Source organism: Duffyella sp. Ts4, assembly GCF_051851875.1.
GTDB classification, from domain to species: domain Bacteria; phylum Pseudomonadota; class Gammaproteobacteria; order Enterobacterales; family Enterobacteriaceae; genus Duffyella; species Duffyella gerundensis.
The window spans coordinates 334,721-349,943 of the sequence record NZ_JBLYPN010000001.1 but is presented as its reverse complement, the minus strand read 5'-3'; the positions used below and the strand labels follow the sequence as shown (position 1 = coordinate 349,943).

General features: G+C 52.6%; 12 protein-coding genes. 8 read left to right on the top strand and 4 right to left on the bottom strand.

Features of this window, described 5'->3' with window-relative positions:
- Positions 1–46: 46 nt before the first annotated feature.
- On the bottom strand, positions 47–454 hold the full coding sequence (hns, locus tag ACJY2L_RS01660) for a histone-like nucleoid-structuring protein H-NS (protein WP_067435349.1): 408 nt from the start codon (positions 452–454) through the stop codon (positions 47–49).
- A 523-nt stretch (positions 455–977) separates the two neighbouring features.
- On the opposite strand from hns, the gene tdk reads away from it, so the two are divergent.
- On the top strand, positions 978–1,598 hold the full coding sequence (gene tdk, locus ACJY2L_RS01655; protein WP_209501990.1) for a thymidine kinase: 621 nt from the start codon (positions 978–980) through the stop codon (positions 1,596–1,598).
- A gap of 53 nt (positions 1,599–1,651) precedes the next feature.
- On the opposite strand, the gene adhE is transcribed toward tdk, so the two are convergent.
- Positions 1,652–4,330, bottom strand: a complete 2,679-nt coding sequence (gene adhE / locus ACJY2L_RS01650) for a bifunctional acetaldehyde-CoA/alcohol dehydrogenase (protein WP_067431075.1) — start codon at positions 4,328–4,330, stop codon at positions 1,652–1,654.
- Positions 4,331–4,711: 381 nt separating this feature from the next.
- Here adhE and ACJY2L_RS01645 point away from each other — a divergent pair, with 381 nt between their 5' ends.
- The 7 genes from ACJY2L_RS01645 to oppF all read left to right on the top strand — a co-directional run bounded on the left by ACJY2L_RS01645 (position 4,712) and on the right by oppF (position 13,349).
- Positions 4,712–5,359 carry a YchE family NAAT transporter gene (locus ACJY2L_RS01645; RefSeq protein WP_067431071.1) on the top strand — a complete coding sequence of 216 codons (648 nt, stop codon included), beginning with the start codon at positions 4,712–4,714 and terminating at the stop codon, positions 5,357–5,359.
- 606 nt (positions 5,360–5,965) lie between these two features.
- Positions 5,966–7,588 carry an ABC transporter substrate-binding protein gene (locus ACJY2L_RS01640; protein WP_439212167.1) on the top strand — a complete coding sequence of 541 codons (1,623 nt, stop codon included), beginning with the start codon at positions 5,966–5,968 and terminating at the stop codon, positions 7,586–7,588.
- Between the two features lie 167 nt (positions 7,589–7,755).
- Positions 7,756–9,393, top strand: a complete 1,638-nt coding sequence (gene oppA / locus ACJY2L_RS01635; RefSeq protein WP_439212166.1) for an oligopeptide ABC transporter substrate-binding protein OppA — start codon at positions 7,756–7,758, stop codon at positions 9,391–9,393.
- Positions 9,394–9,485: 92 nt separating this feature from the next.
- On the top strand, positions 9,486–10,406 hold the full coding sequence (gene oppB / locus ACJY2L_RS01630) for an oligopeptide ABC transporter permease OppB (RefSeq protein ID WP_067431062.1): 921 nt from the start codon (positions 9,486–9,488) through the stop codon (positions 10,404–10,406).
- Positions 10,407–10,418: 12 nt separating this feature from the next.
- Positions 10,419–11,327, top strand: coding sequence for an oligopeptide ABC transporter permease OppC (gene oppC, locus ACJY2L_RS01625; protein ID WP_067431061.1), 909 nt, complete (start codon positions 10,419–10,421; stop codon positions 11,325–11,327).
- 10 nt (positions 11,328–11,337) lie between these two features.
- Positions 11,338–12,351 (top strand): ABC transporter ATP-binding protein, encoded by a 1,014-nt coding sequence (locus tag ACJY2L_RS01620; RefSeq protein WP_067431058.1) that lies wholly within the window; start codon positions 11,338–11,340, stop codon positions 12,349–12,351.
- Complete coding sequence (oppF, locus tag ACJY2L_RS01615; RefSeq protein ID WP_067431055.1) at positions 12,348–13,349, top strand: murein tripeptide/oligopeptide ABC transporter ATP binding protein OppF; 1,002 nt, start codon at positions 12,348–12,350, stop codon at positions 13,347–13,349. Before ACJY2L_RS01620 ends, oppF begins: the two co-directional genes overlap by 4 nt.
- A gap of 40 nt (positions 13,350–13,389) precedes the next feature.
- Here the strand turns inward: oppF and ACJY2L_RS01610 are convergent, their stop codons facing one another.
- Both ACJY2L_RS01610 and cls read right to left on the bottom strand, forming a co-directional pair.
- On the bottom strand, positions 13,390–13,713 hold the full coding sequence (locus ACJY2L_RS01610; RefSeq protein WP_067431051.1) for an HI1450 family dsDNA-mimic protein: 324 nt from the start codon (positions 13,711–13,713) through the stop codon (positions 13,390–13,392).
- A 44-nt stretch (positions 13,714–13,757) separates the two neighbouring features.
- The gene (gene cls, locus ACJY2L_RS01605; protein ID WP_439212165.1) at positions 13,758–15,218 is read right to left on the bottom strand and encodes a cardiolipin synthase; all 1,461 of its coding nucleotides are present in this window, start codon (positions 15,216–15,218) and stop codon (positions 13,758–13,760) included.
- Between the last annotated feature and the right edge of the window lie 5 nt (positions 15,219–15,223).

The following is a 15,223-nucleotide window of genomic DNA, read 5'->3' as shown; positions in this document are numbered from 1 at the left end:
AAACCCCATTAATAGATGGGGCTAAAAGCGTAGCACCTTAAAAGCGTTAAAGCAGGAAGTCATCCAGCTGTTTGCCTTCATCTTCGATAGCTTTCTTAATCACCGCTGGCGTACGGCCCTGACCGGTCCAGGTTCTGGCTTCGCCATTTTCATCAGTGTAGTGATATTTAGCCGGACGGGCCGCACGCTTGGTCTTGCCAGGTGCTTTAGTCGCCGCCATGGTCTGCAGTAATTCATTAGGATCAATACCGTCAGCAATCAGCATTTCACGATATTGTTGCAGTTTGCGCGTACGCTCTTCGTTTTCTGCTGCGGTTTGATTATCTTCTTCGCGGCGTTCATTAACGACAACTTCTAATTTTTCCAGCATTTCTTCCAGCGTTTCGAGGGTGCACTCTCTGGCCTGAGCGCGAAGGGTGCGGATGTTGTTTAAAATTTTAAGGGCTTCGCTCATTATCCTAATCTCTTTTATATATTCATCGGGAGAGTTGTTCTGCCAGGTAATAGTAGTGATGGCAAAAAAGAACTGCAATAGTTAATTTTGTAAGAAACTCACAAATCCTATTTTAGCAGCATTGTGTAATGAAAAATAAACCCTATAACGCGAGCACTTAACCCGCGTAGTCCCTTATAAAATTAGAATTAATCATTGATAGCTAGCAAAGTGCCCTTTTTTAACTGCCGCTACGCTCGTAGTTATATCCGTAATCTTTTGTCAGCCATAAACAGATTCATTAAGCCTTTTCTCATTTGAATATGCCGTTAATCGCCTTGTTGATTAGCGGTTGCGGCAGAACGTAATGGCATTTAATCCGTTGCAGCGGCATTTCATCCTGTCGGCTAAATCTTAACGGCAGGCTTTTAAAACAGATAACGCGCTTAACATTAACCTGGGGCAGGTTGCTGTCTTAGTGAAAATTTTCGCCTGCATGTTAGAATCGGCGGCATAAATATCTTTTACTGCGGAGCCCAGCCCGATGGCGCAGCTTTATTTCTATTATTCGGCGATGAATGCCGGAAAATCTACTGCCCTGTTACAATCTTCCTACAATTATCAGGAGCGAGGCATGCGCTCCGTGGTTTACACCGCAGAAATTGACGATCGCTTTGGTGCCGGACAGGTCAGCTCACGTATCGGACTCAGTTCGCCGGCCAGCCTGTTTAATACCCAAACCGCGCTTTATACGGAAATTTCCTCTGAACATCAGCGGCAGCCTATTCACTGCGTGCTTATTGATGAATGCCAGTTCCTGACGAAAGAGCAGGTCAGGGAATTGTCAGATGTGGTCGACGAACTGGATATACCGGTGCTCTGTTACGGTTTGCGCACCGATTTTCGCGGTGAGCTGTTTAGCGGTAGCGAATATCTGCTCGCGTGGGCGGATAAGCTGGTCGAGCTGAAAACGATTTGTCATTGCGGACGCAAAGCGACCATGGTGCTGCGGCTGGACAGCGAAGGGCGTCCCCGTCACGAAGGGGAGCAAGTTGTGATTGGCGGCAACGAGCGTTATGTATCGGTCTGCCGTAAGCATTATAAGCAGGCGTTGAGCAGCGGTTCGCTGGAAGAGGTTCATGGCGTACCCGTGCGTTCGATTTGACCGCCAGCAGGCCAAAAAAAACCCGCCTTAGCGGGTTTTTTATTGTCAGCGTTTTACACTTTCTTCGCTTTTTTCTCTGCTTTCACCGGCTGCTCGGCAATTGCTTCTGCTACTGAAGCAAAAGGTTCGTCATACGGACGACCGTAGAAGCTGTCGAGCATAACCTGTTTCAGTTCAGCAATCAGCGGATAGCGTGGGTTAGCACCGGTACACTGGTCATCAAAGGCATCCTCAGCCAGCTTGTCCACTTTGGCCAGGAAATCTGCCTCCTGCACGCCTGCTTCGCGAATCGATTTTGGAATGCCCAACTGCGCTTTCAGCTCTTCAATCCAGGCCAGTAACCGCTCAATTTTTTGGGCGGTGCGGTCGCCAGGCTGAACCAGACCCAGATGCTCGGCGATTTCTGCGTAGCGACGACGCGCCTGCGGACGGTCGTACTGGCTAAAGGCAGTCTGCTTAGTTGGATTGTCGTTCGCGTTATAGCGGATGACGTTACAAATCAGCAGCGCGTTCGATAAACCGTGCGGAATGTGGAATTCAGAGCCCAGCTTATGCGCCATGGAGTGACAGACCCCAAGGAAGGCGTTGGCAAAGGCGATACCAGCGATTGTCGCAGCATTGTGTACGCGTTCACGGGCAACCGGATTGCTCGCGCCGTCACGATAGCTGGCTGGCAGGTTCTCTTTCAGCAGCTTCAGTGCCTGCAATGCCTGACCGTCTGAATATTCATTTGCCAGTACAGAAACGTAGGCTTCCAGTGAATGGGTTACCGCGTCAATGCCGCCAAAAGCGCAGAGAGACTTCGGCATGTTCATCACCAGATTTGCATCGACGATAGCCATATCCGGCGTCAGCGCATAGTCTGCCAGCGGATATTTCTGACCGGTGGCGTCATCAGTTACTACCGCGAACGGTGTCACTTCTGAACCGGTACCGGAAGTGGTGGTAATCGCCACCATTTTGGCTTTAACGCCCATTTTAGGGAATTTGTAGATGCGTTTACGAATGTCCATAAAGCGCAGCGCCAGCTCTTCGAAATGGGTTTCCGGATGCTCGTACATTACCCACATGATTTTAGCCGCATCCATCGGCGAACCACCGCCCAGGGCGATAATCACATCCGGTTTGAATGAGTGCATCTGCTCAGCGCCTTTACGCACCACGCTCAGGGTTGGATCCGCTTCCACTTCAAAGAACACTTCGGTTTCAATACCGTGGCGTTTCAGAACGTTGATAATCTGGTCGGCATAACCGTTGTTAAACAGATAACGGTCGGTCACGATAAACGCGCGTTTCGCACCGTCTGTTGCCACTTCTTCCAGGGCAATCGGCAGTGAACCGCGACGGAAGTAAATAGATTTCGGCAGTTTGTGCCACAACATATTTTCTGCTCGCTTAGCCACGGTTTTCTTATTGATAAGATGTTTTGGACCGACGTTTTCAGAGATAGAGTTACCGCCCCATGAACCGCAACCCAGCGTCAGGGATGGTGCCAGTTTGAAGTTGTAGAGGTCGCCGATGCCGCCCTGAGAAGCAGGCGTATTGATCAGAATGCGCGCGGTTTTCATTTTGTCGCCAAAGTGGTGCACGCGCTGCAGTTGGTTATCCTGGTCAGTATAGAGGCAGGAGGTATGGCCGATGCCGCCCATTGCCACCAATTTTTCCGCTTTCTCTACGGCATCTTCAAAGCTTTTGGCTCGATACATCGCCAGCGTTGGCGAAAGTTTTTCATGAGCGAACGGCTCGGACTCATCGACCAACACCACTTCACCAATCAGGATACGGGTATTGACCGGCACGCTGATTCCGGCCATTTCAGCAATCTTGACCGCTGACTGACCTACAATGGCCGCATTCAGGCCGCCGTTTTTCAGAATAATATTCTGTACTGCTTTCAGCTCTGCGCCCTGCAGCAAATAGCCACCATGGCTGGCAAAACGTTCACGCACCGCATCATAAACGCTGTCGACCACGATGACGGATTGTTCAGAGGCGCAAATCACGCCGTTATCAAAGGTTTTTGACATCAGAATAGAGGCGACGGCACGCTTGATATCAGCGGTTTCATCAATTACCACCGGCGTGTTACCCGCACCTACGCCGATAGCCGGCTTGCCTGAACTGTAGGCCGCTTTCACCATGCCCGGACCACCGGTTGCGAGGATCAGGTTGATATCGGGATGGTGCATCAGCTGATTGGAGAGTTCGACGGAAGGCGCATCGATCCAGCCAATAATGTCTTTAGGCGCTCCGGCAGCAATCGCGGCCTGCAGGACAATGTCCGCCGCTTTGTTGGTAGCGTTTTTTGCCCGTGGATGCGGAGAGAAAATAATGCCGTTACGAGTTTTAAGGCTGATAAGCGCCTTGAAGATTGCGGTGGACGTTGGGTTGGTTGTCGGTACAATCCCGCAGATCAAGCCGGTTGGCTCCGCGATGGTAATGGTACCGAAGGTGTCATCGCTTTCCAGAATGCCGCAGGTTTTTTCGTCTTTATAGGCGTTGTAAATATATTCAGAGGCAAAGTGGTTTTTAATCACTTTATCTTCAACGATGCCCATGCCAGATTCGGCAACCGCCATTTTTGCCAGCGGGATGCGGGCGTCGGCGGCGGCAAAGGCAGCAGCACGGAAGATTTTATCAACCTGCTCCTGCGTGAAGTTTGCGTACTCACGCTGTGCCTGTTTAACACGGGCAACCATTGCATTTAGTTCAGCAACATTAGTAACGGCCATAATGCTCTCCTGATAAAGGTAAACTCTTTTAGTTAAGGAGCATGTTTTTCGTTTGTCCGCCCTCTGTTGGCTGAGATAAACGAGAATTGCATTAAATAGTGCTTTATCATGCTTATTACTAAAAGTGTTTGGCTAAAATGCTGCCCTGAGCGCTTTACTATGAGTGTTTATCTGCTTTGTCTGATTAAAGATTACTCTTATCGGAGGCAGTGAATAATGATTTGGATCAATTTTTACGCATGCTGACACCATTCAGCTTGTTAAGGATCAAGTATTGACAGAGTTACTTTATAAAGGCAGAAAACCGGTGGCCTCGGGCTGGCTGTCTGTCAGGGGGTTAAACGTATTTAGCACAGTGATTTACCGGCTCAGGAGCGCGCAATGAATCCGGCTATTCTAGATTTATCAGGCTACATAAAATTTTTTGTCGGTCTTTTTGCCCTGGTGAATCCAGTGGGCATCATTCCCGTTTTTATCAGCATGACCAGCTATCAGGCGGTCGCCGAGCGTAATAAAACCAATTTTACCGCCAACCTGGCGGTCGCGATTATTCTCTGGAGTTCGCTGTTTTTAGGTGACGCCATCCTGCGTCTGTTTGGCATTTCAATCGATTCATTCCGTATCGCTGGTGGCATTCTGGTGGTGACCATTGCCATGTCGATGATCAGCGGTAAATTGGGTGAGGATAAACAGAACAAGCAGGAGAAATCAGAAACCGCGATTCGTGAAAGCATCGGCGTGGTACCACTGGCGCTGCCGTTAATGGCCGGTCCGGGTGCCATCAGCTCCACCATTGTCTGGAGTACGCGCTATCACAGCTGGATAAACCTACTGGGCTTCAGCCTGGCTATCGCCTTATTTGCGGGCTGTTGCTGGTTGCTTTTCCGTGCCGCGCCGCTGATGGCACGCGTACTGGGACAAACCGGCATTAACGTCATTACCCGTATTATGGGCTTGCTGCTAATGGCGTTAGGCATCGAATTTGTAGTGACCGGATTGCGTGCGCTATTTCCTGGCCTAGTGAATTAAATAACGCTCTGAATGCTCAGCATTTAACCAACCCAATCGCAGCTTATTTCGTACTGATAATGGCTCGCCGCACTTAAATAGTGCAGTGGGCCATTTTTATGTTCCATTAAGGTGCAATTATTCACGCGGCTTAACAGGAACAACAGCCCATCAGTTTTATTTCTTAAAAATAAACCCGGCAAAACAGCGTGAAAAAATGTGATTTTTCTAACATTAAATAATGCTGGTTAAAATTTAAGAAGCAGTGAGACCCGCCTGAAATGCAATTAATAGTAGGCGATCGTGCTACAAAAAAGGCATTTGGAACGAATTGCGTTGCCGCGAACGGCGAGTTTCGGTATTCCGCCGATGCAGAGAGGAAATCTCCGGTAAAGCATTATTTTTCATTAAGTTAGCTATTATTTTTTAGCGAAAATTAATACTTTGCACACCAGAATAAAAATGTTAAAAGAGAAATAGGTAACATTTTTGTTATTTACTCTTAGCGCACGTCGTTTCCTTCTGATAGCTTGCCTGCATTCAGAATTTTTTGCGCTTACCGGCAAAATGAGAACGATATTTGCTAGTAGCCAGTAAGGTCATCTAATTGAGGTTGGTTAACGTTTAATGAATGAGCTCTCCCTTACGCGCTTAGGCACGGCTGTCGCAGGCATTCTGTTCTCATTTACTGTCTGTGCTGCTGAGGTCCCTGCGGGAACCTCTCTCGCTACACAGCAAAATATCGTTATTAACAACGGCACGGAAGTTTCCTCGCTGGATCCGCAAAAAGTCGAAGGCGTACCGGAATCCAACGTGATTCTTAATCTGCTGGAAGGGCTGGTTTCAACTGACAATAATGGCCATGTTGTGCCTGGCGTGGCCGCATCCTGGCAGCAGAAGGGCACAGAGTGGATCTTCACCCTGCGTGACGATGCCAAATGGAGCGACGGCACGCCGGTGACCGCTGAGGACTTTGTTTATAGCTGGCGTCGCCTGGTCGATCCCAAAACCGCATCGCCTTACGCCAGCTATGCGCAATATGCGCACATTGCCAACGTTGATGAGATTATCAGCGGCAAAAAATCCCCCGATACCTTAGGCGTAAAAGCGCTGGATGCGCATCGTTTGCAGGTCACGCTGAGTGAGCCGGTGCCTTATCTGCTATCGATGCTGACCCACACTGCCATGCGCCCGGTCAACGCTCGGGTCATCGCGCGCTGGGGCGATAAATGGACGCAGCCGGATCACTATGTTGGTAATGGTGCCTATACGCTGAGCGAGTGGGTGGTGAATGAAAAAATCGTGCTTAAGCGTAATCCGCACTATTGGAACAACGTGCATACGGTGATTGAGCAGGGCACTTTTTTACCGATCGCCTCCGAAAACAGCGATATCAACCGTTATCGTGCCGGCGGTATCGATATGACCAACAGTGCCGTGCCGCCAGAGCTTTATGGCCGACTGAAGAAAGAGCTGGGCGGTGAGATGCGCGTCAGCCCTTATCTCTGCACCTTTTATTACGAAATCAATAATCAGCGCGCGCCCTTTAACGATGCGCGCGTGCGCAGCGCCATCAAGCTGACGCTCGATCGTGACATCATCGCGCAGAAAATCATGGGGCAGGGACAAATCCCGGCTTACGGCCTGACGCCACCGTTCACCGACAGTGCTAAGCTCACGCCACCGGCCTGGTTTGGCTGGACGCAGCAGCGACGTAACGACGAAGCGAAAAAGCTGTTGGCTGAAGCGGGCTATAACGCCGGGCACCCGTTGCAATTTACTCTGCTCTACAACACCTCCGATCAGAATAAAAAGCAGGCGATTGCGGCGGCGTCAATGTGGCAGAAAAATCTTGGTGCGAAAGTCACCCTGCAAAATCAGGAGTGGAAAACGCTGCTGACCACGCGTCATGAAGGGCAGTACGACGTGGTACGCGCCACCTGGTGCTCTGACTATAACGAGCCGTCAACCTTCCTGAATATGCTGCTGTCGAACTCATCGACCAACACCGCGTTCTATCGCAGCCCGGCGTTCGACGCCATTATGGCGAAAACCCTGGCGGCACCCGACAGCGATGCACGGGCAGCGCTTTATCAGCAGGCGGAAGCGCAGCTGGATAAGGATTCGGTAATCGTGCCGGTCTACTATCGCGTCAGCGTACGGCTGGTGAAGCCGTGGGTGGGTGGGTTCACCGGTAAAGATCCGCAGGACTACACCGATCTGAAATACTACTTTATCAGGAATCATTGAGCGCAGGCGTTATCCGGCGGTACAGCCGGGCGCGCCTGAGTCACGATAAGACCATTACGGGTCACGGCGTTAGCGGCTGACGTTCCTCGCCGTGAAGCGCCTTCCGGAAAACGGAAAAACGCTGAGCAGACTGGCTCAGCGATGATAAAAAACACTGGAGTGTAATAATGACCAACATCACAAAGAAAAGCCTTGTTGCTATTGGTGTTTTCACCGCGCTCAGCGCAATGAGCAGCAACATCGTTATGGCGGCAACCGTTCCTGCCGGCACTGAACTGGCTCCGAAACAAGAGCTGGTGAAAGGCAACGGTGCGGAACTGCAGTCACTCGATCCGCATAAAATCGAGGGCGTACCCGAATCCAACGCCAACCGCGACGTGCTGGAAGGGCTGATCATCAGTGACGTGCAGGGGCATCCGATTCCTGGCGTGGCAGAGAGCTGGGACAATAAAGAGGGCAAAGTGTGGACCTTCCACCTGCGCAAAGATGCTAAATGGTCAAATGGCGAACCGCTGACGGCGCAGGACTTTGTCTACAGCTGGCAGCGCCTGGCCGATCCTAAAACCGCGTCTCCGTATGCCAGCTATCTGCAATATGGTCACCTGCTCAACGTTGATGACATTATCTCCGGTAAGAAAAAACCCGATCAGCTCGGTGTGAAGGCGCTTGATGAACATACGCTTGAAGTCACGCTGAGCGAGCCGGTACCGTACTTCTTTAAGCTGCTGATCCATCCTTCCATGTCACCGGTGAATAAAGCCGCCATTGAGAAGTTTGGCGATAAGTGGACGCAGCCAGAAAACTGGGTCGGCAACGGCGCATTTAAGCTGTCGCAGTGGGTGGTGAATGAGCGTCTGGTGCTGGTGCGCAACACCAATTATTGGGACAACGCCAATACCAAACTGGATAAAGTGACTTTCCTGCCGATCTCTTCTGAAGTCACCGATGTTAACCGCTATCGCAGCGGCGGCAGCGATATGACCTACAACAACATGCCAATTGAGCTGTTCCAGAAGCTGAAGAAAGAGATCCCGACCGAGGTACACGTCGATCCTTATCTCTGTACTTACTATTACGAAATCAATAACCAGAAGCCGCCATTTAACGATCCGCGCGTCCGTGCTGCCCTTAAGCTGGGTGTTGATCGCGATATCATCGTTAACAAAGTGAAAAACCAGGGCGATCTGCCAGCCTACGGTTATACACCGCCTTACACCGACGGCATCAAGTTAACGCCACCGGAGTGGTTTACCTGGTCACAGGAAAAGCGCAACGAAGAGGCGAAGAAGCTGTTGGCTGAAGCGGGTTATACCGCGGATAAACCGCTGACTTTCGATCTGCTGTACAACACTTCTGACCTGCACAAGAAACTGGCTATCGCCGTGGCGTCGATCTGGAAGAAAAACCTCGGCGTCAACGTCAAGCTGGAAAACCAGGAGTGGAAAACCTTCCTCGACACGCGTCATCAGGGCAACTTTGACGTGGCGCGTGCTGGCTGGTGTGCGGATTACAACGAACCGACCACCTTCCTGAACACCATGCTGTCAGACAGCAGCAACAACACCGCGCACTATAAGAGCCCGGCGTTCGATAAGATCATGAGTGAGACACTGAAGGCGCCGGATGATGCAAAACGCAGCGCGCTTTACGCGCAGGCAGAGCAAATTCTGGATAAAGATTCGGTGATCGTGCCGGTTTATTATTACGTCAACGCGCGCCTGGTGAAACCTTATGTCGGCGGTTATACCGGCAAAGATCCGCTGGACAACGTTTACGACAAGAACCTTTATATCATTAAGCACTAATGACAGTTTGAGAGGCGGAATTTTCCGCCTCTGATAAGGCAATGTGGATCCGCTCCTGCGGGGGCGGAACTGGCAGCACGTGGGTACAGGCAATGTTAAAATTCATCTTTCGTCGCTGTCTTGAAGCGATTCCAACGCTCTTTATTCTGATCACTATCTCCTTCTTTATGATGCGCTTAGCACCCGGTAGCCCGTTTACCGGCGAACGAACGCTGGCCCCGGAAGTGATGGCCAACATTGAAGCGAAATATCATCTGAACGATCCGATGATTAAACAGTACGGCAACTATCTGTTGCAACTGGCGCACGGTGATTTAGGGCCGTCGTTTAAGTACAAAGATTACAGCGTCAATGATCTGGTCGCCGGTGCGTTTCCGGTTTCGATCAAGCTTGGCCTGGCGGCGTTCCTGCTGGCGCTGGTGCTGGGTGTTACCGCGGGCGTGGTCGCGGCGCTGAAGCAAAATACCAAATGGGATTATGCGGTGATGGGCGTGGCGATGACCGGCGTGGTTATCCCCAGCTTTGTCGTTGCGCCGTTGCTGGTGCTGGTGTTTGCGATTCTGCTGCGCTGGCTTCCGGGCGGCGGCTGGAACGGCGGGGCGCTGAAATTTATGATTTTGCCAATGGTGGCGTTGTCACTGGCCTATATTGCCAGTATTGCGCGTATCATGCGTGGCTCGATGATTGAAATCCTGCATTCCAACTTCATCCGTACCGCACGCGCTAAAGGGCTGCCGATGCGCCGCATTATTCTGCGTCACGCGCTGAAGCCTGCGCTGCTGCCGGTGCTCTCCTATTTGGGTCCCGCTTTTGTCGGCATTATCACCGGTTCAATGGTCATTGAAACCATTTACGGATTACCTGGCATTGGCCAGCTGTTCGTCAATGGCGCGCTGAACCGCGACTATTCGCTGGTGCTCAGCCTGACCATTCTGGTGGGGGCGCTCACCATTCTGTTTAACGCGATTGTTGATGTGTTATACGCCGTTATCGATCCTAAAATTCGTTATTAAGCGAGGCTCGCCGTGATGTTGACTAAAAAAAATAGCGAGGCTCTCGACACATTCAGTGAAAAACTGGAAGTAGAAGGCCGTAGCTTGTGGCAGGATGCCCGCCGTCGTTTTATCCACAACAAGGCGGCGCTGGCCAGCCTGTTTGTGCTGCTGTTAATCGCGTTGTTCGTGACGATTGCACCGATGGTGGCGCAGTTCACCTACGATGACACCGACTGGGCGATGATGTCCGCGCCGCCGGACACCGTTTCCGGCCACTGGTTTGGTACCGACTCCTCCGGCCGCGATCTGCTGGTGCGCGTCGCCATTGGCGGTCGTATTTCGCTGATGGTGGGCGTCTCTGCCGCGCTGGTGGCGGTGGTGCTCGGCACGCTGTACGGATCACTGGCGGGTTATCTGGGCGGAAAAACCGATTCGGTGATGATGCGCCTGCTGGAGATCCTCAACTCCTTTCCGTTCATGTTCTTCGTTATCCTGCTGGTGACCTTCTTTGGTCAGAACATCCTGCTGATCTTTGTGGCGATCGGCATGGTGTCGTGGCTGGATATGGCGCGTATCGTACGTGGTCAGACCTTGAGCCTGAAGCGCAAAGAGTTTATCGAAGCTGCGCACGTGGGCGGCGTGTCCACCATGAAAATCGTTACCCGCCACATCGTGCCGAACGTGCTTGGCGTGGTGGTGGTTTACGCTTCGCTGCTGGTGCCGAGCATGATCCTGTTTGAATCTTTTCTCAGCTTTCTGGGATTGGGTACGCAGGAGCCGTTAAGTAGCTGGGGCGCGCTGCTCAGCGATGGCGCTAACTCGATGGAAGTGTCACCGTGGCTGCTGCTGTTTCCGGCAGGTTTTCTGGTGATTACGCTGTTCTGCTTTAACTTTATCGGCGATGGCTTGCGTGATGCCCTCGACCCGAAAGATCGCTAAGGAGTTCCCGATGAGTACGATTGAAATGCAGCCAGCAACGGTGCAGAGCGCGGGAAGCGATCTGTTATTAGACGTAAAAGATCTGCGCGTGACCTTTAGCACGGCAGATGGTGATGTTACCGCGGTGAACGACCTCAACTTTAACCTGCGCGCCGGTGAGACGCTGGGTATCGTGGGTGAGTCCGGTTCCGGGAAATCACAGACCGCCTTTGCCCTGATGGGACTGCTGGCCAACAACGGCCGCATCGGCGGCTCAGCGCGCTTTAACGGCCGCGAAATCCTCAACCTGCCGGAGCACGAGCTGAACAAGCTGCGCGCCGAGCAGATTGCGATGATTTTTCAGGATCCGATGACCTCGCTGAACCCGTATATGCGCGTGGGCGAGCAGTTGATGGAAGTTTTGCAGTTGCATAAAGGCATGAGTAACAGCCAGGCGTTTGAAGAGTCGGTGCGCATGCTGGACGCGGTGAAAATGCCGGAAGCGCGGAAACGCATGAAAATGTTTCCGCATGAATTTTCAGGCGGGATGCGCCAGCGCGTGATGATCGCCATGGCGCTGCTGTGTCGGCCAAAACTGCTGATTGCCGATGAGCCGACCACGGCGCTGGATGTGACTGTACAGGCGCAGATCATGACGCTGCTGAATGAGCTTAAGCATGAGTTCAATACGGCGATCATCATGATCACCCACGATCTCGGCGTGGTGGCCGGTATCTGCGATAAAGTGCTGGTGATGTATGCCGGGCGTACTATGGAATATGGTCAGGCACGCGACGTTTTTTATCGTCCGGCGCATCCGTATGCCATTGGTCTGCTCAACGCGGTGCCGCGTCTGGATGCTGAAGGGGAATCCCTGATGACCATTCCGGGCAACCCGCCGAACCTGCTGCGCTTGCCGTCAGGTTGTCCGTTCCAGCCACGTTGTCCTTATGCCATGGAAATCTGCTCCAGCCCGCCACCGCTGGAAGCTTTTGGCGAAGGCCGCCTGCGCGCCTGCTTTAAGCCGGTTGAGGAGTTAGTATGAGTGATGTTGCCGAGAAAAAAGTCCTGCTTGAAGTAGCCGATCTGAAGGTCCACTTTGATATTAAAGATGGCCGTCAGTGGTTCTGGCAGCCTTCTAAAACCCTGAAGGCGGTCGATGGCGTTAGCCTGCGTTTGTACGAAGGCGAAACGCTGGGCGTGGTGGGCGAATCAGGCTGCGGTAAATCGACGCTGGCGCGTGCCATTATCGGCCTGGTGAAAGCTACCGATGGCCGCGTTGCCTGGCTGGGACGTAACCTGCTGGGGCAGAGCGAAGAGGAGTGGCGCCGCGCACGCAGCGATATCCAGATGATTTTCCAGGATCCGCTTGCTTCGCTCAATCCACGCATGAACATCGGCGATATCATCGCTGAGCCCTTGCGCACCTATCATCCAGAAATGCCGCGCCAGGAAGTCAAAGAGCGCGTCAAAAACATGATGATGAAGGTCGGCCTGCTGCCTAACCTGATCAACCGCTATCCGCATGAGTTTTCCGGCGGTCAGTGCCAGCGTATTGGTATCGCGCGTGCGCTGATTCTGGAACCTAAGCTGATCATCTGTGATGAGCCGGTATCCGCACTGGATGTTTCTATTCAGGCGCAGGTGGTTAATCTGCTGCAGAAATTGCAGCGTGAAATGGGGCTGTCGCTGATCTTTATCGCGCACGATTTGGCGGTGGTAAAACACATTTCCGATCGCGTGCTGGTGATGTATCTCGGACACGCGGTGGAATTAGGCACCTACGATTCGGTGTACAACAATCCACAGCATCCCTATACCAAAGCGTTGATGTCTGCAGTGCCAATTCCCGATCCCGATCTGGAGAAGAACAAAGTCATTCAGCTGCTGGAAGGGGAACTGCCGTCGCCGATTAATCCGCCGTCGGGCTGCGTCTTCCGCACCCGCTGTCCGATTGCCGGTCCGGAGTGCGCGAAAACCCGTCCGCTGCTGGAAGGCAGCTTCCGCCATGCGGTCTCCTGCCTGAAAGTCGATCCGCTGTAATAAAAAAAAAGCCGGATAATTTCCGGCCTTTTTTATCGTCTTATTCCCGCCACAAAATATGGCAGAGCTTGTGATCTTTTTCCCGGCACAGCAGCACGCGGGCAAAAATATCGTTGATCGGTTCGCCATCAGCATCACCCAGACCAATCACCACTTCTGAAAAGAAATCGGGATTGACGTCAAAATCAACATGCTCATGCCAGTCTTCGGACGGATCAAATAACTCCGCGCCGCCGCGCTCTTCAAACTGAAGATTGAAGAGAATAATGTCTGCCGGATCGAGGTTATCGCCTGCCAGCTCAAGAAAAATATCGTAAGCCTGTTCCAGTGTTTCATCTTCAGTAAGACGATTATTAAGATCCATAATATGTCCTGTTTGCCCGCGGGCAGTTTGCAATTTCGCTCGTTTTACAGCAAAGGGCTGAAGAAGTAAAACAGTCGTTCCACAATGCGCTGCCACCAGGCGCGCTGCGACCAGCGGCGCGCATCCAACAGGCGGGAACGGGCAATATAATCATCCTGAACGTGGGCCAAATCGCCGCCAAAACCGGCATCATCGATCACCAGCGTGATTTCAAAGTTTAGCCACAGGCTGCGCATATCCAGGTTAACCGTGCCGATTAAGCTGAGCTGACCGTCGACCAGTACGCTTTTGGTGTGCAGCAGGCCGCTTTCAAACTGATATATTTTCACGCCCGCTTCCAGCAGTTCACTGAAGAAGGCGCGGCTGGCCCAGCCGACCAGCAGGGAATCGTTGTGACGCGGCACGATAATGCTGACGTCGACGCCGCGCAGAGCGGCGGTGCAAATAGCATGCAGCAGATCGTCGCTGGGCACAAAGTAGGGCGTGGTCATGATCAGCTGCTCACGCGCGGAATAAACCGCGGTCAGCAGCGCCTGATGAATCATATCTTCCGGGAAGCCGGGCCCGGAGGCGATCACCTGAATAGTATGGCCGCTTTCCTGTTCAAACGGCATGATATTGCCGTCCGGCGCCGGGGGCAAAATGCGCTTGCCGGTCTCAATCTCCCAGTCGCAGGCGTAGACAATGCCCATGGTGGTGGCGATCGGGCCTTCCATACGCGCCATCAAATCAACCCATTGGCCGACACCGGCATCCTGCTTGAAGAAGCGCGGATCGACCAGGTTCATGCTGCCGGTATAGGCGATGTAATTGTCGATCAGCACCACTTTACGATGCTGACGCAGATCCATACGGCGCAGAAATACGCGCAGCAGGCTCACCTGTAACGCTTCAACCACGTCCACGCCGGCATTGCGCATCATGGCGGCCATCGGGCTGCGGAAGAAGGTCACGCTGCCGGCAGAGTCCAGCATCAGTCGACAATGCACGCCGCGCCGCGACGCCGCCATCAGCGATTCAGCAACCTCGTCGGCCAAACCGCCGGGATGCCAGATGTAAAACACCATCTCAATATTATGCCGGGCGAGCTGAATATCACGAATTAGCGCCGCCATGGTCTCTTCCGCGCTGGTCAGCAGCTGCAGCTGATTGCCGCGCACCCCGGCGACGCCCTGGCGATTTTCACACAGCTGAAACAGCGAACGCGCCACGTCGCTGTATTCGGTCGCGAAAATATGGTGGCTCTGCTTGAGCTCAGACAGCCATTTGGCGGTGGAGGGCCACATAGTCCGCGCGCGCTCGGCGCGACCCTTACCCAGGTGCAGTTCGCCGAATGAGAGATAGGCGATGATGCCCACCAGCGGCAGGATAAAGATAATCAGTAGCCAGGCCATCGCCGAGGTGACCGCCCGGCGCTTCATTAAAATGCGCAATGTCACACCGGCAATCAGCAACCAATAGCCAAACAGCAGTAACCAGCTAACAAAAGTAAAAAAAGTGGACATTACGT